17 protein-coding genes are annotated in these 15,514 nt (G+C 62.5%); 12 read left to right on the top strand and 5 right to left on the bottom strand.

All coding sequences use genetic code 11. The features are described 5' to 3' along the window. Nucleotides 1-23: 23 nt before the first annotated feature. Both ACEW8Q_RS13270 and ACEW8Q_RS13265 read right to left on the bottom strand, forming a co-directional pair. Nucleotides 24-719 (bottom strand): GNAT family N-acetyltransferase, encoded by a 696-nt coding sequence (locus tag ACEW8Q_RS13270; RefSeq protein WP_373504534.1) that lies wholly within the window; start codon nucleotides 717-719, stop codon nucleotides 24-26. Continuing rightward, on the bottom strand, nucleotides 719-1,426 hold the full coding sequence (locus ACEW8Q_RS13265; RefSeq protein WP_373504533.1) for a metal-dependent hydrolase: 708 nt from the start codon (nucleotides 1,424-1,426) through the stop codon (nucleotides 719-721). The genes ACEW8Q_RS13270 and ACEW8Q_RS13265 overlap by 1 nt, the downstream gene beginning before the upstream one ends. Before the next feature lie 94 nt (nucleotides 1,427-1,520). Between ACEW8Q_RS13265 and ruvX the strand changes: the two genes are divergently transcribed. Genes ruvX through ACEW8Q_RS13250 form a run of 3 tightly spaced genes read left to right on the top strand, consistent with a single transcriptional unit; the run spans nucleotide 1,521 to nucleotide 3,849 of the window. Continuing rightward, entirely contained in the window at nucleotides 1,521-1,985 is a 465-nt protein-coding gene (gene ruvX, locus ACEW8Q_RS13260; protein WP_373504532.1) for a Holliday junction resolvase RuvX, read from the top strand. Next, nucleotides 1,982-2,917: an AEC family transporter gene (locus tag ACEW8Q_RS13255; RefSeq protein WP_373504531.1), complete on the top strand. Its 936-nt coding sequence runs from the start codon at nucleotides 1,982-1,984 to the stop codon at nucleotides 2,915-2,917. The genes ruvX and ACEW8Q_RS13255 overlap by 4 nt, the downstream gene beginning before the upstream one ends. Beyond that, entirely contained in the window at nucleotides 2,914-3,849 is a 936-nt protein-coding gene (locus ACEW8Q_RS13250; RefSeq protein ID WP_373504530.1) for an AEC family transporter, read from the top strand. Before ACEW8Q_RS13255 ends, ACEW8Q_RS13250 begins: the two co-directional genes overlap by 4 nt. On the opposite strand, the gene ACEW8Q_RS13245 is transcribed toward ACEW8Q_RS13250, so the two are convergent. Beyond that, on the bottom strand, nucleotides 3,839-5,479 hold the full coding sequence (locus ACEW8Q_RS13245) for a M10 family metallopeptidase C-terminal domain-containing protein (protein ID WP_373504529.1): 1,641 nt from the start codon (nucleotides 5,477-5,479) through the stop codon (nucleotides 3,839-3,841). The genes ACEW8Q_RS13250 and ACEW8Q_RS13245 overlap by 11 nt on opposite strands. Before the next feature lie 161 nt (nucleotides 5,480-5,640). Between ACEW8Q_RS13245 and ACEW8Q_RS13240 the strand changes: the two genes are divergently transcribed. From ACEW8Q_RS13240 to dprA, 4 genes are read left to right on the top strand one after another with little or no spacing between them, the layout of a single operon-like run. After that, a complete protein-coding gene (locus tag ACEW8Q_RS13240) occupies nucleotides 5,641-6,600 on the top strand; it encodes an aspartate carbamoyltransferase catalytic subunit (protein ID WP_373504528.1) in 960 nt (319 codons plus the stop codon). Nucleotides 6,601-6,608: 8 nt separating this feature from the next. Next, nucleotides 6,609-7,913, top strand: a complete 1,305-nt coding sequence (pyrC, locus tag ACEW8Q_RS13235; RefSeq protein WP_373504527.1) for a dihydroorotase — start codon at nucleotides 6,609-6,611, stop codon at nucleotides 7,911-7,913. A gap of 15 nt (nucleotides 7,914-7,928) precedes the next feature. Further along, a complete protein-coding gene (gene plsY, locus ACEW8Q_RS13230) occupies nucleotides 7,929-8,537 on the top strand; it encodes a glycerol-3-phosphate 1-O-acyltransferase PlsY (protein WP_373504526.1) in 609 nt (202 codons plus the stop codon). Then, complete coding sequence (gene dprA, locus ACEW8Q_RS13225) at nucleotides 8,534-9,637, top strand: DNA-processing protein DprA (protein ID WP_373504525.1); 1,104 nt, start codon at nucleotides 8,534-8,536, stop codon at nucleotides 9,635-9,637. Before plsY ends, dprA begins: the two co-directional genes overlap by 4 nt. Here the strand turns inward: dprA and ACEW8Q_RS13220 are convergent. Then, entirely contained in the window at nucleotides 9,603-10,331 is a 729-nt protein-coding gene (locus tag ACEW8Q_RS13220; protein ID WP_373504524.1) for a gamma-glutamylcyclotransferase, read from the bottom strand. The genes dprA and ACEW8Q_RS13220 overlap by 35 nt on opposite strands. A 13-nt stretch (nucleotides 10,332-10,344) precedes the next feature. After that, the gene (locus ACEW8Q_RS13215) at nucleotides 10,345-10,971 is read right to left on the bottom strand and encodes a helix-turn-helix domain-containing protein (protein ID WP_373504523.1); all 627 of its coding nucleotides are present in this window, start codon (nucleotides 10,969-10,971) and stop codon (nucleotides 10,345-10,347) included. A gap of 185 nt (nucleotides 10,972-11,156) precedes the next feature. Between ACEW8Q_RS13215 and ACEW8Q_RS13210 the strand changes: the two genes are divergently transcribed. From ACEW8Q_RS13210 to ACEW8Q_RS13190, 5 genes are read left to right on the top strand one after another with little or no spacing between them, the layout of a single operon-like run. Continuing rightward, nucleotides 11,157-12,179, top strand: a complete 1,023-nt coding sequence (locus tag ACEW8Q_RS13210) for an NAD(P)-dependent oxidoreductase (protein WP_373504522.1) — start codon at nucleotides 11,157-11,159, stop codon at nucleotides 12,177-12,179. After that, on the top strand, nucleotides 12,176-12,517 hold the full coding sequence (locus tag ACEW8Q_RS13205) for a DUF2849 domain-containing protein (RefSeq protein WP_373504521.1): 342 nt from the start codon (nucleotides 12,176-12,178) through the stop codon (nucleotides 12,515-12,517). Before ACEW8Q_RS13210 ends, ACEW8Q_RS13205 begins: the two co-directional genes overlap by 4 nt. A 3-nt stretch (nucleotides 12,518-12,520) precedes the next feature. After that, complete coding sequence (locus ACEW8Q_RS13200) at nucleotides 12,521-14,176, top strand: nitrite/sulfite reductase (RefSeq protein WP_373504520.1); 1,656 nt, start codon at nucleotides 12,521-12,523, stop codon at nucleotides 14,174-14,176. Continuing rightward, nucleotides 14,163-14,693 (top strand): DUF934 domain-containing protein, encoded by a 531-nt coding sequence (locus tag ACEW8Q_RS13195; protein ID WP_373504519.1) that lies wholly within the window; start codon nucleotides 14,163-14,165, stop codon nucleotides 14,691-14,693. Before ACEW8Q_RS13200 ends, ACEW8Q_RS13195 begins: the two co-directional genes overlap by 14 nt. Continuing rightward, nucleotides 14,690-15,409, top strand: a complete 720-nt coding sequence (locus ACEW8Q_RS13190; RefSeq protein ID WP_373504518.1) for a phosphoadenylyl-sulfate reductase — start codon at nucleotides 14,690-14,692, stop codon at nucleotides 15,407-15,409. Before ACEW8Q_RS13195 ends, ACEW8Q_RS13190 begins: the two co-directional genes overlap by 4 nt. Nucleotides 15,410-15,514: the final 105 nt, after the last annotated feature.

Raw genomic sequence — 15,514 nt, 5'->3', positions numbered from 1 at the left:
CGTGGGCGCGCAATAGCACCCGCTCACCCCACCTGCAACTTGGCAATCTGGCGCCCGTCAGGCCTGAAGTTCTCGGGGCGCAGCCAAGCCTCGAAACCCTTGCGCACTTTTGGCCAGTCCATGTCCAGCATGGCGTACCAGGCGGTGTCGCGGTTGCGGCCCTTGACGATGAAGTGCTGCCGGAAAATCCCCTCGAAGTGGAAGCCGAAGCGCTCGGCCGCCTTGCGCGAGGGCGCGTTGAGTGAATCGCATTTCCATTCAAGCCGCCTCACACCCAGGTCATCGAAGCAGTGCCGGATCATCAGGAAGATCGCTTCCGTCGCCTCGCGGGTCTGCTGCAGGCCAGGAGACATCCAGATATGACCGATCTCGATCACGCCATTGGGCGCATCCGCGCGCATGAAGCTGCCCATGCCGGCGGCCTTGCCCGTGTCCCGCCGCACATAGGCATAGAACCACGGGTCGCGCGAGGCTTCGCGCTCCTTCAGCCAGTTCTCGAACTGTTCGAAGCTCTGCCACGGGCCGTAGGCGAGATAGGTCCAAACATGGCCATCGGGGTCGCTGTCCTTGAACGAGTCATAGAGTGCGCGGGCATGCTTCGCCGCCAGTACAGGTTCCAGCAGCACCCACTGGCCGTGCAATGGCCGCATGTCGGGCTTGGAGCCGGGCGGCAGCGGGTCGACCACCGGACCCACAGGACGATCGGGTTTCTTTGCCATCAGAGCACCACCGTTTCGCCAGAGGCCATCACCTTCACCTTCGCGGCGTCAGGCCCCATGGCTTCGAGGAAGCGCGAGGCGTCATCCGCCACGAAGCCCTTGAAGGAATTGAAATGGCACGGAATGATCGTCTTGAAGTCGAAGAAGTTGCGGCAGGCATAGGCCGCCTGGTCGCCGCCCATGGTGAAGCGGTCGCCGATGGGAAGGATGCCGATCACCGGCTTGTAGAGTTCATGGATCAGCTTCATGTCGTAGGATAGTCCGGTATCGCCAGAAATATAGAGCGTCTTTCCGGTCTCGTGCTTCGGCTCGATTATGAAGCCAGCCGGGTTGCCGAGATAGATCGGCATTCCGCCATTCGTATCCGACGATGAGTGCCAGGCATTGGTGAAGACCACGTCGAAATCGTCGAAGGAGATCCGCCCGCCGTGGTTGCCGGGGCTGTAATTCTCCACCCCCTTGGCGTTGAGCCACATGCAGATTTCGAAATTGGATACCAGCACGGCACCCGTCGCCTTCAGGATTTCAAGCGAGTCGCCTGTATGGTCGCCATGGCCATGCGTCAGCAGAACATGCGTACAGCCCTGTGAAGCTTCCTGCCAGGTGGCCGTGGCGGCGGGGTTTCCGGTAAAGAAGGGATCGACGAGAATGACGGCCTTGCCGGTCTCGATGCGAAAGGCCGAATGGCCGTGATGGGTGATTTTCATCCATGACTCCTTGGGGTTGCCGCCATGATCCCCCGGCAAGGGACATAAGGCAAGATGACCTATCCGCCATTCGTCAAATCGGCTAGTGCAGGCCATGGCAAGTCCAGACCTCTCCCTCGCCGACGCGATCTCGTCCGTGCCCTCCGACCGGCGGCTGCTGGGCCTCGACCTCGGGACCAAGACCATCGGCGTGGCGACGAGCGACCGTACCCGGATGATCGCCACGCCCATTGAAACGATCGCCCGCAAGAAGTTCACCCAGGACGCCGAACGCCTCCTCGCCATCGCAAATGCCGAGAACATCGGCATCATCGTGCTGGGCCTTCCCGTCAACATGGATGGCTCCGAAGGCCCGCGCTGCCAGTCCACCCGCGCCTTCGCCCGCAACTTCGCGCGCCTTAGCCCCATCCCCATCGTGTTCTGGGACGAGCGCCTCTCGACCGCCGCCGTGGAACGCATGCTGATCCAGGCCGATGCCAGCCGCGCCAAGCGCGACCAGGTGATCGACAAGCTGGCCGCCGCCTGGATCCTGCAGGCGGCACTGGATTCGCTCCGTTGATCTCGACCTTCGAATCCCTGCTTCCGGTCTTCCTGCTCATCGCGCTGGGCTTGGTCCTGCGAGCCCGCAACGTTGTGCCGGCGGACATGTGGCGCGGTCTCGAATTGCTGGGCTACTGGGTGTTCTTTCCGGCGCTGCTGGGCGACACCCTGATCCGCTCCGACATCGCCAGCCTCGATCTCTCCGGCATCACTATCACCATGGTCGGAACCTTCACGACAATGGCGCTGGGCCTCCTTGCTGCGCGCCGCGTCCTGATGAATGTCCTGGTCCTCGATGGCCCGGCCTATTCATCGCTCTTCCAGGGCGCCACCCGATGGAACGGCTTCATCGCACTTCCCATTCTCGCCAAGCTCTATGGCGACGAGGGCGTAGCGCTCGTTGCTGTCATCATCGGCGCACTGGTGCCCCCGGCCAACATCATGGCGGTCGCGGTCGTGGCGCAGAACGCAGGAAGCCAGAAGCTCACCCTCCGGGAGACGGCCTATGTGGTTTTTCGCAACCCGTTCATCTGGGCGACGGCCGCCGGTTTGCTCATCAATCTCGCGGGCATTCCGATCTATGAGCCGGTCATGACCTCCATGAGCATGCTGGGCGGTGCGGCGATCGCCTCGGGCCTCCTCATGGTTGGGGCCGGATTGTCGACGAGCGAGACCATCCGGCCTTCAGCGCCAGTGCTCACCGGAACGGCCCTCAAGCTTCTGGGTACGCCGCTCATCGTCATTTTATGGAGTTCCGTAACGGGCGTTTCGGGAACGGCCTTCGTCGCCTGCATGGTTTGCGCCGCGGTCCCCACAGCCATGAGCGCCTATGTCCTGGCCCGCCAGATGGGCGGCGACGCCCCGCTCATTGCCGCTACCGTGATGACGCAGACGATCGTGTCGTTCTTTTCCATTCCCCTGATCATCATGCTGGCGCAGAGGCTGCAATGACCACGATCTTCCTCGCCCTGCTCCCGGTCTTCATCGTCATCCTCGTCGGCTTCGCTCTCAGGCGATTTCATGTCATCCGCGACGACCAATGGCTGGCGCTGGACCAACTCTGCTACTTCGTGCTGTTCCCGGTGATCATTTTCAAGGAGATCGCGGCGGCTGATTTCACGTCGGTTCCCGTGGTCCAGATGGCGATGGCGATGGTGCTTTCAGTGGTCGTGATGATCGGCGCGCTGGTGATCTTCCACCGCCCGGTGATGACTGCCCTACGGATCGACGGTCCACAGTTCACCAGCGTGCTTCAGGGAGCCGCGCGCTGGCACACGTTCATTGCCTTCGCCATCATCCCACTGCAGTTCGGGCCGAAGGCCTTGTCGCTGGGTGCGGTCAGCACCGCCGCCATGACGCCGCTTCTCAACATTCTCTGCGTCATCGTGATGTCGCGTTTCGCCCGCCCGGCGGAACTCGACACGAAGGCCCTGGCACTCTCGATCATCCGCAATCCCTTCGTCTTCTCGTCGCTCGGCGGCGTTGCATGGCAACTCGGCGGACTGGAAATGCCCACGATGGCGCTTCAGGTGCTCGACATGATCGGGCGCGGCGCTCTGGGACTGGCACTCCTGACAGTGGGCGCCGGTCTGCGCCTCGGAGACGCCGTGTCGAACTGGCCTCCCATCGCCGCGGCGACGATCCTGAAGCTGATGGTCATGCCCCTGGTCATGGCGGGATCGCTCATGCTCATGGGCGTCACCGGCGATGCCTTCGCCGTGGCGCTTCTGTGCGGCGCCGTGCCCACGGGTTCGGGCGCCTATGTGCTGGCACGCCAAATGGGCGGAGACGCTCCCATGGTGGCCAACATCCTGACCTTTCAGGTGATCGCCGCCGTCGTCACCATTCCGGCGGTGCTCTACTTCGCCGGACTTACAGGATGAAGTTCAACTCTGTGAGTGCTGAGGCCGATACGTTCTTGAGAAGGATCTCCATTTCAACACCGGGGTCGGAGGTCACGTTGATCCGGAGCAGCGTGTCGGTCCCGCTCTGGATGGCGCGGATTTGCCCGATATCCGTGAAGCCCGACGTGCCGATGAAAATGAAAGCCTGATCGCCCGCTGCCACAGGATCGGCATCGATCTCTTTCAGCCCGATCCGGTCATCCGCCAGACTGAAGTCACGGATGACGTCGCCGGAACCGGCTGCCGAATGGGCGATGTCAGAATAATAGAACCTGTCGCGCCCACCGCCGCCTGACAGGGTGTCCTGACCTTCGCCGCCCGAGACAAGATCGACGCCCGCGCCACCCAACAATGTGTCGTTGCCCTTGCCGCCAGACAGGAGATCGGTACCGGCACGTCCTTCGATGCGGTCGTTCCCGTCGAGGCCCAGAATGTAGTCGTTGACGGATGACCCGGTCAGCGCGCGGCTGCCGCTGTCATTCATAATCGTGGGGTTGGCCAGTTCGATGTAGCCCTCGAACAGCGCAATCGGCGTGCCGTTGAAGTCCGGGACGGCGTTGTAATCGGTGATCCCTGCTGTCAGCTTCTGTCCCTTGTAGAACGAGAACAGATCGTCATTCACGAGGCCCTGAAGATTGGCCCAGAGCAATGCCACATTGTGCTCGGCGCCAAAGCCCCTGTACTCGAACGGAAATGCAACCGTCGCGCCATACTCGACATCGACGTTGTCGATGTTGGGCATGTCGAACAGCAGGTTGCCGCCAAACTGCAGATTGTCCCGCAGCGCCTGGATGGGGAGCAGGCCCGGATCCTCGGGAACGTCCGGAAACCTTTTGGGAAAATGAACACGGTCTTCCGCGTTGGAAATCGAGATGTAGTCGTCCGGACGGAAGATCGCCTTGATCTCCTTCGTGGTGAACTCGATTCCGGGAAGGATCTCGATCGTGTTCTTGACGATCGTCGCGGTCCCGGCGTCGATGCCGCTGAGGTATTCCGGCAGATCGGGCGGGATACCGGATGAACCAAGTGAGACGATGGTGAGATGATCCGGCCGCAACTCGCGGAACCGGTCGGCATCGACCAGCGTGAAGACATCGGCCAGCGCGCCGCCGAGGCTGTGCCCGGAGACGACGACATCCGTGATTTCGGGATGGTCCGCGAGATAGTCATGGGCCGCGTTGATCAGCGGCTTGAAGGCCTTGTAGTTCGCCGCGAGGCCCTGCCCCGTATACGCCTGACCGCTTCCGAAGGCGGGGTCCTTGGCGTCGGTGCCGCGAAAGCTGAGGACCAGCGTGTCACCGCCCGAGATGGCCAGAAGGCCCTGGGCATCGAAACTGTTCGTCGTGAGCGTCGTCACCTTCGCATTGTAGAGGCCGCCCGTCGTGAACTTGGCATCGCCATTCTGACCGTTGAAGGTCGGCAGGTCGGTATTGTCCAGCAATTCGAAACCCTGGCTGGCAAGATAGCCCCGGTAGTCGTCCGCCTTCTCGGCGTCGTCATCACCGTCGATATCGAAAGCAGGTGAAATATACTCCCCGCCATAGACGGCTCGGGCCAGAAAGGCGCCGGACAAGACCTGCATGGAATTCGAGATGATGTCGACAGTCATGGGTGTTCCCGCTCAATCAATTCAGGCACGCATGCTCTGGAAATGAGATCAATTTGTGATTGGGGCGGCCACGCTGGAATCGACGCCCCCAACATTCAGTTTCCACAGTGCCAAGATGCCGCTTGCGGCCAAAGGGATTCGCTTCTACACACCCGGCTTTAATGACCCGAGAACCCCGTTCCCCGCTTCTCAAATGCCAGCACTTGCTGGCCATGGACGATATCTCCTCCCTTGAAGCCACCCGTATTCTCGACCTGGCCGAGCGCTACGTCGAGGTGAGCCGCCAGATCGACAAGCGGCAGCCAGTGCTTCAGGGGCGCACCCAGGTGAACCTCTTCTTCGAGGCGTCCACCCGGACTCAAAGCTCCTTCGAAATTGCCGGCAAGCGCCTGGGCGCCGACGTCATGAACATGGCGGTGGCCAATTCCGCCGTGTCCAAGGGCGAGACACTGCTCGATACCGCCATGACCATCAATGCCATGCAGCCCGATTTCCTGGTGGTCCGCCACCAGTCGTCAGGTGCGGTCGAGCTTCTCGCCCAGAAGGTCTCCTGCGCGGTCATCAACGCGGGCGATGGCCAGCACGAGCACCCCACGCAGGCGCTGCTCGACGCCCTCACCATCCGCCGTCACAAGGGACGTTTCGAGGGCCTCATCGTGGCCATCTGCGGCGATGTGCTCCACTCGCGCGTGGCCCGCTCCAACATCCACCTGCTGAACAAGCTGGGCGCCCATGTGCGCGTCGTGGCACCCTCCACGCTCCTGCCCTCCGGCATTGCCAATTTTGGTGTCGAGGTTCACCGCACCATGGAAAACGGTCTGCGCAATGCCGACGTCATCATGATGCTCAGGCTTCAGCTTGAGCGCATGACGGGGGCCTTCGTGCCGTCGATCCGCGAATACTACCGGTTCTTCGGCCTCAATGCCGAGAAACTCAAACTCGCGAAGCCCGATGCGATGGTCATGCACCCGGGCCCCATGAACCGCGGCATCGAGATCGACTCGGACGTGGCGGACGGCGTTCAGTCGGTCATCCGCGAACAGGTGGAGATGGGGGTCGCCGTGCGTATGGCCGTGCTCGATGCCCTTTCGCGCAACATGCCGGGCGGGGGCAACGCATGATGACGCCCATGAAGCAGAGCGCCAGCCGCAGGGCCTATGTCAACGCCAACATCGTGGCACCCGCACAGGGCCTCGATGGCAAGGGTGGAATCCTCATCGAGGACGGCTGGATACTCGCCGTCGGCCCAAAAGTGACACGCGAGTCTGCGGGCAGCGGCACGGCGGTTATAAACTGCTCCGGCCTCACGCTCATTCCTGGCCTCATCGACATGCGGGTCTTCACGGGCGAACCCGGAACTGAATACCGCGAAACACTGGCGAGCGCGTCCGAGGCAGCGGCCGCGGGCGGCGTCACCACCATGATCGTCATGCCCAACACCCAGCCCGTCATCGACGACGCTGCAATTGTGGACTTCATCATGCGGCGCGCGCGCGATACCGCGACTGTCCGCGTGGCTCCCATGGCGGCCATTACAAAGGGGCTGGCAGGCGAGCTGATGACCGAGATCGGCGGCCTCAAGGAGGCTGGCGCCGTCGCCATCACCGAGGGCACAAAGTCCCTCGCCAATGCCAACGTGTTCCGCCGCGCCCTCACCTACGCCAAGGACTTCGACATGCTTGTGGTGCAGCATGTGGAAGAGCCCTCCCTCTCGTCCGGCGTGATGAATGCGGGCGAGACCGCAAGCCGTCTGGGTCTCTCCGGCAACCCCGCCATGAGCGAGGTCATCATGTTGGAGCGCGACCTGCGGCTGGTCGAGATGACCGGTGCCCGCTACCATGCCTCGCAGATATCGAGCCAGCAGTCGGTGGAGGTCATCCGCGCCGCCAAGGCCCGCGGCCTGCCCGTCACCTGCGGGGTCTCGGTCCATCACCTCACGTTGAACGAGAATGACATCGGCGCCTACCGCACCTTCTTCAAGCTGTCTCCGCCCTTGCGCTCCGAGGATGACCGCCGGGCGCTGGTCGAGGCGGTGGGCGATGGCACCATCGACGTCATCGTCTCAGGCCATGATCCGCAAAGCGCCGACACCAAGCGCCTGCCCTTCGCGGAAGCCGCTTTCGGCGCCATCGGGCTGGAAACCATGCTGTCCGCCGCGTTGAGTCTTTATCACAACGATAACATCAGCTTGAGTCGTCTCGTTGAAGCGATGTCTTCAAAGCCAGCCGAGATCCTTGGTCTTGAGACAGGCCGCCTTGCACCGGGAGCCCCGGCAGATTTCGCTCTGGTCGATCCGCACCTGTCCTGGACCATCGAGGAAGACGTGCTGCGCTCGCGCGCCAAGAACTCGCCCTTCGAGCATCGGACACTCGAAGGCCGCTGCGTCGAGACCATCGTTGCAGGCCAGAGCGTTTACGCATACGTTCGAGGCTAGTTGACCTCAGGGGGAATGATGGGCCTGTCTGCCCTCGAAATGATCGTGTCGCTCGCCTTCGGCTATCTGTGCGGGACGATTCCGTTCGGGCTGATCCTCACCAAGTCGGCGGGTCTGGGCGATATCCGTTCCATTGGTTCCGGCAATATCGGCGCCACCAATGTGCTCCGCACCGGCAACAAGAAGGTCGCCGCCCTCACCCTTGTCCTCGATGCCCTGAAGGGCACGCTTCCGGCCCTGCTCATGGGCTGGCTCTTTGGTCCGCAAGCAGCGGTACTCGCGGGCCTCGCCGCGTTCTTCGGCCACCTGTTTCCGCTCTGGCTGGGCTTCAAGGGCGGCAAGGGTGTTGCCACCACCATTGGCGTGCTCTTCGGGCTCTTTTGGCCGTTGGGCCTTATCTTCATCGCGGTATGGATTGCGATGGCTGTGTTGTTCCGCACCTCCTCGCTATCCGCTCTCACCGCCAGTTTCCTGTCGCCGGTTGCCGCCTTCTTGGTGGGACGGAGCGACCTGATCCTACCCGCCGCCATCATGGGCGTTGCCGTGTTCCTCACCCACCGCACCAACATCGCCCGCATCCTCAAGGGCGAGGAGCCGCGGCTCGGCAAGTCAAGGTCAGCATGACGGGACGTTCGCTCAGCGAGGACGAACGCCGCGACTGGCTTCGCCTTTCGATGAGCGAAAACGTCGGGCCAGCCACATTCCGCACACTGATGAAACGCTACGGCTCCGCTGGCGAGGCACTCCGCGCCATTCCGGAACTGGCCCATCAGGGAGGCCTTGGCCGCTCACCCAAACTCTATGGCACCGAGGCGGCCCAGCGCGATCTCGACAGGGCCGCGGCCCTGGGTGCCCGTTTCGTTGCGATGCCGGAGCCGGACTACCCGCCACTGCTGCGGCAAACCGATGGTGCCCCGCCGCTCCTATGCATCAAGGGGGACGCAAGTCTCCTGACGAAGAGCGCCGTTGGCATCGTCGGTGCCCGCAATGCTTCGGCCATCGGCCGCAAGTTCGCCCGTCAACTCGCGTCCGAGATTGGCGGCGAAGGCCATGTCATCGTCTCGGGCCTCGCGCGCGGCATCGACACCGCCGCCCATGAGGCCTCGCTCGATACCGGCACCATCGCCGTGATGGCTGGCGGCATCGATGTCGTCTATCCGCCGGAGAACCACGCACTCCACGCGGCCATCGGAGAGCGTGGCGTGGTCCTGTCCGAGATGACGCTGGGAACCGCGCCCAGTGAAAAACTGTTTCCCCGCCGCAATCGTGTGATTTCAGGGATTGCCCGCGCGCTGATCGTGGTTGAGGCCGCCGTGCGATCGGGATCGCTCATCACGGCGCGTTATGCCGGGGAACAGGGCCGGGAGGTCTTCGCGGTTCCGGGCTCGCCGCTCGATCCGCGCTGTGAAGGCGCCAACAAGCTGATCCGCGACGGTGCCACCATTCTCATGTCACCCCGGGACGTGATCGAGACGCTGGCCAATGAACGCGGCCACCGCCAGATGAATTTTTTCGAACCATCAGACCCAATGCTCGAAGACCGCAGCCTCGATGACGGCGAACGCTCCCGCTTCATGGAGCTTCTCTCGCCCACACCCATCGACACCGACGATCTCATTCGCGAGAGCGGCCTCGACCCTGGGGCGGTGACCGCTCTCCTCCTCGAATTGTCGCTTGCCGGAAAGATCGTCAGGCTGGCGAATGGAGCGGTCTCGCTGGCGTGAGGTCAGGAAACATCGCTCGGATCTCGGCTGCCACCAGCATCTGCAATTCCCAGAGATAGGTATCGTGGATGCCGAGTTCTTCCAGTTTCATGACCGTCTGGTGAAGGTATTCGGCACCAGAGCCGCCGTGCCCCGCGGCGCGGGCGAGCATATGGGCCTGGGCGTGCATTGGAAGATTCACATAGAACATGTCGCGCCGCATTCCGGCATAAAAGGTGAGCGCCCTTTCGCGCTTGCCGTCGACATCGATATCGACCCAGCGCCACGCGCGGGTAAGCCGGCGGTATGGAATTTCCCGCCGCACAAGTGTGTCAAGCTGGCGGGCAGCGCCGGACTCCGCAATGCGGAACACTTCACCCTTGCACGATCCGCCGTGATCGAGCGCCAGCATCAGCCCCGGCTGCTCGGGAGAGCCGCGGAAACGCGATAGCTGCATGCAGAAGGCCCGATGCCAGCCCCTCAGCCGCGCCGGGCGCCGTTCGTCGAATGTGAAACCGGGGTTCCAAAGCAATGAGCCATAACCGAAGACGAAGACCGGACAGCCTCCACGAGACGCCAGGATGTCGGCCACCGTGGCAGCGAAATCCTCATCGGTCATCGGAATCCGGTTCGGGTCTGGCGGCAGATGGTCCTGCGGGATCTTCCGCTCGACACAGGCAACCAGTTCAGGACTGAGAACCAGCTTTCCCCGCATCGGATGTCCTGCCTCAGCCTGCCTGAGCCTCGCCGAGGCCCAGTTGGCGCAAAACCAGAATCATGGTGGCGTGGGCCTCTCCCTCGCCGACATTGACGATCTTGTGAGGAAGATCGCCGCGGAAGCGCAGCGCTTCGCCAGACTTGATCCGCTTCATCTGATCGCCGGTCGTCACTTCGACCTCACCACTGAGCATGTAGAGGTGTTCGACCGTGCCCGCCGGATGCGGATCGGATTCCAGCACGCCCTTGGGACGCGCCTTGAAATCATACCACTGAACCTGTTCAACCAGGTTCAGTGGCCCGGCGATGGCGAGCCGGCACAGTCCATCCTGGCTTTCCAGCATCGGAATGCCGGATTTCAGCTGGTGCTCGAGGAAAACGTGCTGGTCGTCGGTGCGCAATACTTCGTCGATCGTGGTATCGAGCGCCCGCGACAGCCGGTAGACCGTTGAAAGCGTAGGGTTTGTTTCATTCCGCTCGATCTGGGAAATGATCGACTTCGCAACGCCCGATTGTTCCGACAGGTCGCCAAGGGACATATTGTAGGCCTTGCGCAACCTCTGGATGGTCTTGCCGAGCGATGGTGTTGGATCAAAGTCTTGTAACTCGGGGTTTTTCTTGCCGCGACGCGTTGACATTTCGCCGTCCTGTATTTAGAACTGGTGTTCGTTAAAACGAACGACACCGGCGCCCGGTGTTCTGTATGTCCTTCTGATAGCGCGTTTTCGTTTCACGGATCAAACGAAATCGTGAAGCAGAGAGGGGACCTGTACGGAAGACCGAACGTTTGAAAGAGCGAACGCAACTCGAGGGAACCATTGGCATGCGCTATTTTCCCATCTTCTACGACTTGAAGAACCGCCCTGTCACCATCGTCGGCGGCGGCGAGGAAGCTTTGCGCAAGGTCCGGCTTCTGCTGAAGACGGACGCAGTGATCAATGTCATTGCCCCGTCTCTTCACGATGAATTGGCCGCGAATCCACGCGTCAACTGGATCTCCCGCCATTATCATACGGGCCTCCTCGACGGTGCGGCCCTGGTCTATTCGGCCGATGCGGCCCTCAACGAGCGCGTCGCGGCGGATGCGCAGGCGCAGGGCATTCCGGTCAATGCCGTGGACAACCCCGATATCTCGACATTCATCGTTCCTTCCATAGTGGATCGCGATCCTGTGGTGGTTGCCATCGGCACCGAAGGCACCGCACCCATCCTCGGCCAGGGCCTTCGCGCCCGCATCGATGCGATGCTACCGGTGGCCCTGGGTGACCTGGCAAAATCCGCCGCGTCCCTCCGCGAGCGTGTGGCCGCCACCATTCCCGCCGGCAACCGCCGCCGCGGCTTCTGGCATCGCTTCTTCTTCGGCGACGTGCGCGATGCCTTCATCGCGGGCGAATCCTGCAACTACCTTGCAGGCGTAGAAGGCCTGTTCGCCAGCGAGGCACAGCCGCCGAAGGGCCGCGTGTCCTTCGTCAGCCTCGTGACGGACGATCCTGAGCTGCTCACCCTCAAGGCGCTGCGCAAGCTGCACGAGGCCGACGTGATCGTGCATGACCAAGCCGTTGCCCCCGCCGTTCTGGAAATGGCCCGCCGCGATGCCGTGCGCTTGCCGGTGAAGGGCGAACTCTACGATGGTGCGACCGACATTCTCATCGCCGAAGCCCGCGCCGGAAAACTGGTGGTGCGGCTATCGGTGAAGGACGCCTCGCTCGAGGAAACCATCTCGGTCGCCGCCGAGGGCCTCGCCTTCGAAAACGTACCGCCGCCGGCACAGTCGAAACCGACCGACATCATTCCCTTCCCCGCGCACGACGACATCCGCGACGCAATTTTGAGAGCCGCATCATGACCATGCCTGAAAAGGGACAGCTTGTCACCGCCAACCGCCTGAGGGACGGCATCGCCGTGTTCCTCACCCGCTCCGGCCAATGGAGCGAGATCATCGACGACGCTGCACTGGCACTTGAGCCGCAGGCGGCCGCAGCACTGGAAGCGCGCGCCAGGGACGATGAGAAGGCAACGCTGGTGACGGGCGCATACCTGATCGATGCGGAGCGCCTCGGGGGCCGCGTCCGCGCCGCGCATATCCGCGAGCGCATGCGGGCACTTGGCCCCACCGTGAGGCTGGACCTCGGCAAGCAGGCCGAGGGCAAGGGCGCAGGCTTCGGCGCGCCTGAAGGAGTTTGATCCATGTACCGCTATGACGAGTTCGACCATCAGTTCGTCCGTGAACGGACCAATCAGTTCCGCAACCAGGCTGATCGCCGCCTGAAGGGCGATCTGACGGAAGAAGAGTTCCGCCCGCTCCGCCTGATGAATGGACTTTATCTCCAGCTCCACGCCTACATGCTGCGTGTCGCCATCCCCTATGGCACGCTGTCGAGCCGGCAGATGCGCCAGCTCGCCTTCATCGCAGATAAGTGGGACAAGGGCTACGGTCACTTCACCACCCGCCAGAACATCCAGTACAACTGGATCAAGCTCGAGGAAACAGCTGACATCCTCGACGCGCTGGCGGAAGTCGAGATGCACGCCATCCAGACGTCCGGCAACTGCATCCGCAATGTTACAACCGATCATTGGGCCGGCGCCGCCGCCGACGAGATCGCCGACCCGCGTCCCGTGGGCGAGCTGCTGCGCCAATGGTCTTCGCTCCATCCTGAATTCTCGTTCCTGCCCCGCAAGTTCAAGATCGCGGTGACGGGTGCGCCCAACGACCGCGCCGCCGTCAAGGTTCACGACATCGGCCTTCGCCTGCACAAGAACGACAGGAACGAAACCGGTTGGGAAGTGATCGTGGGAGGTGGCCTCGGCCGCACGCCGATGATCGGCGTCACCGTGCGCGACTTCCTGCCGGAGCATGAGCTCGTCGCCTATCTTGAAGCCATCATGCGCGTCTACAATCTCTATGGACGCCGCGACAACAAGTACAAGGCCCGCATAAAGATCCTTGTGCACGAGATCGGCGCCGACAAGTTCAAGTCTGAAGTCGAGGCGGAGTATGCGAAACGGCCACACGCATCGACTGAAGTGGAAGAGCGCGAGCTGAAACGGATCGAAGCCTATTTCGCCCCGCCCCAGCTTGAAAAGCTGCCGCGCTGGTCGCCTGGCTTCGAGGAAGCGAAGCTCAGCCACCCCGCCTTTGCCCGCTGGGCAAAGAATAACCTGGGGCCCCATCGCGCCGATGGCTATGCCATCGTCAACATCTCCCTGAAGCCCGATGGCGGCATTCCGGGAGATGCCACGTCCGGCCAGATGCGCCTCATGGCCGATCTGTCCGAGCGCTACAGCTTCGATGAACTGCGCATCAGCCACGCCCAGAACGTCGTGCTGCCGCATGTGAAGAAGGACGATGTCTTCGCCGTCTGGCAGCAGCTTGAATCAGCGGGCCTCGGTGCCGCGAACTATGGCCTTGCGGGCGACATCATCGCCTGCCCCGGTCTCGACTATTGCGCGCTCGCCACCGCCCGCTCGATCCCGATTGCACAGTCGATTTCGCGGAAGTTCGAGGACTCGAAGAAGCAGGACGAGATCGGCAAGCTGAAGATCAATATCTCGGGCTGCATCAACGCCTGCGGCCACCATCATGTGGGCCACATCGGCATTCTCGGGCTCGACAAAAAGGGCGAGGAATTCTACCAGATCACGCTCGGCGGCTCGTCTGCCGAGAACGCCTCGATCGGTACCATCCTCGGGCCGGGCTTCGCTGGCCATGAGGTAGCGGATGCCATCGAAACCATTCTCGATACCTATCTGAAGCTCCGTGAGCCGGGCGAGGAATTCCTCGCCGCCTATCGCCGCGTTGGCCCCAAGCCCTTCAAGGAGGCTCTCTATGCCGTTGCTTAAGAACAACACGCTGATCTCCGATACATGGATTCATGCCGAGGCCGAGGGCGAGCTTCCGAATGCGGGTGACGTCATCGTCCCCTACGCGCGGCTCCTGAAGGATTGGGAGCAGCTCTCGCAGCGCACCGGCAAGCTTGGCGTGAAGCTCGGCAATGCCGACCGCGCCGAAGCGCTCACGACCTTCCTGCCAAAGCTGTCGGTGATCGTTCTGCCATTCCCCGCCTTCAACGATGGCCGCGCCTATTCGCTGGCCCGTCAGTTCCGACAACTGGGCTATCGCGGAGAACTCCGCGCCACCGGCAACGTGCTGCCCGACCAGTTGCAGTTCATGCTGCAGGTGGGCTTCGACACGTTCGAGATCGGCGAGCGCTTCCCGCTCAACGTCTGGCAGCAGGCCTCGAAGCAGATGTCGCTGGCCTATCAGCGCGGCCTCTTCCGTCGCGGTTCCGAGGCCGAAATCTGGACTGAGCGCCACACGGACGCTGAGCCCTGGCTTGAACAGCCGCACGCGGGATGAACGTCTTGGACAAGCGCATCTTCGAGACCTATGCCGGTCTGGAGGGCCAGCAATTGCTGGAGCCCATCCTCCGCGACTTCCCGGGCCGCGCGGCTGTCGTCTCGTCCTTCGGCGCTGAATCCGCCGTGCTCTTGCACATGGTGGCTGAGGTCGACAAGGCGACGCCGGTGATCTTCCTCGATACCGGCAAGCACTTCTGGGAGACGCTGTCATATCGCTCGAAGCTGGTGGACAGGCTGGGCCTTACGGGCGTCCGCATCATCACGCCTGACGAAGCCGACCTGGCGGCCGCCGACCCGGACGGCACGCTGCACCAATCCCATGCCGACCGCTGCTGCCACGTCCGCAAGACCCTGCCGCTGCAGAGGGCGCTTGAAGGCTTCGACGTCACCATCTCGGGCCGCAAGCGCTATCACGGCGCGGCGCGTGCGACGCTCGACTTCCTGTCGATCACCGATGAACGCCTGAAGGTGGAGCCTCTCGCCGGCTTCTCCGCGCTCGACATCGGCGCCTACATGAGGTCGCATAATCTGCCGACCCATCCCCTGACCGAGATCGGCTACTTCTCGATCGGCTGCGAGCCCTGCACGCAGGCTGGCGGAAGCTCGTCCGACCCGCGTGCCGGCCGCTGGGCCGGGAGCAACAAGTCCGAATGCGGCATCCACTGGACCCACAATGGTCAGGATATCGCAGGTCCCTCATCGGCGGCCCATTGAGCCAACGACGCGAGACAAAATCCTATTAATCTACAATGCCTATTGAATTGATAGATTATCTACGGCATGACTTTCCTTGTCGAAGTGTTCACCAGGGGGAAGTGC

Origin of the sequence: Aestuariivirga sp., assembly GCF_041738905.1 — a bacterium.
GTDB lineage: Bacteria > Pseudomonadota > Alphaproteobacteria > Rhizobiales > Aestuariivirgaceae > Aestuariivirga.
The sequence above is the reverse complement of the archived record's forward strand: the minus strand, read 5'-3'. Positions and strand labels throughout refer to the sequence as shown.

Bases quoted from the DNA above. Each gene is read 5' to 3' on its own strand.
- ACEW8Q_RS13200 (WP_373504520.1), top strand. From the start codon at position 12,521: ATGTACCGCTATGACGAGTTCGACCATCAGTTCGTCCGTGAACGGACC.
- ACEW8Q_RS13215 (WP_373504523.1), bottom strand. From the start codon at position 10,971: ATGTCAACGCGTCGCGGCAAGAAAAACCCCGAGTTACAAGACTTTGAT.
- plsY (WP_373504526.1), top strand. From the start codon at position 7,929: ATGATGGGCCTGTCTGCCCTCGAAATGATCGTGTCGCTCGCCTTCGGC.
- ACEW8Q_RS13205 (WP_373504521.1), top strand. From the start codon at position 12,176: ATGACCATGCCTGAAAAGGGACAGCTTGTCACCGCCAACCGCCTGAGG.
- ruvX (WP_373504532.1), top strand. From the start codon at position 1,521: ATGGCAAGTCCAGACCTCTCCCTCGCCGACGCGATCTCGTCCGTGCCC.
- ACEW8Q_RS13210 (WP_373504522.1), top strand. From the start codon at position 11,157: ATGCGCTATTTTCCCATCTTCTACGACTTGAAGAACCGCCCTGTCACC.
- dprA (WP_373504525.1), top strand. From the start codon at position 8,534: ATGACGGGACGTTCGCTCAGCGAGGACGAACGCCGCGACTGGCTTCGC.
- ACEW8Q_RS13270 (WP_373504534.1), bottom strand. From the start codon at position 719: ATGGCAAAGAAACCCGATCGTCCTGTGGGTCCGGTGGTCGACCCGCTG.
- ACEW8Q_RS13250 (WP_373504530.1), top strand. From the start codon at position 2,914: ATGACCACGATCTTCCTCGCCCTGCTCCCGGTCTTCATCGTCATCCTC.
- ACEW8Q_RS13245 (WP_373504529.1), bottom strand. From the start codon at position 5,479: ATGACTGTCGACATCATCTCGAATTCCATGCAGGTCTTGTCCGGCGCC.
- ACEW8Q_RS13195 (WP_373504519.1), top strand. From the start codon at position 14,163: ATGCCGTTGCTTAAGAACAACACGCTGATCTCCGATACATGGATTCAT.
- ACEW8Q_RS13265 (WP_373504533.1), bottom strand. From the start codon at position 1,426: ATGAAAATCACCCATCACGGCCATTCGGCCTTTCGCATCGAGACCGGC.
- pyrC (WP_373504527.1), top strand. From the start codon at position 6,609: ATGAAGCAGAGCGCCAGCCGCAGGGCCTATGTCAACGCCAACATCGTG.
- ACEW8Q_RS13240 (WP_373504528.1), top strand. From the start codon at position 5,641: ATGACCCGAGAACCCCGTTCCCCGCTTCTCAAATGCCAGCACTTGCTG.
- ACEW8Q_RS13220 (WP_373504524.1), bottom strand. From the start codon at position 10,331: ATGCGGGGAAAGCTGGTTCTCAGTCCTGAACTGGTTGCCTGTGTCGAG.
- ACEW8Q_RS13190 (WP_373504518.1), top strand. From the start codon at position 14,690: ATGAACGTCTTGGACAAGCGCATCTTCGAGACCTATGCCGGTCTGGAG.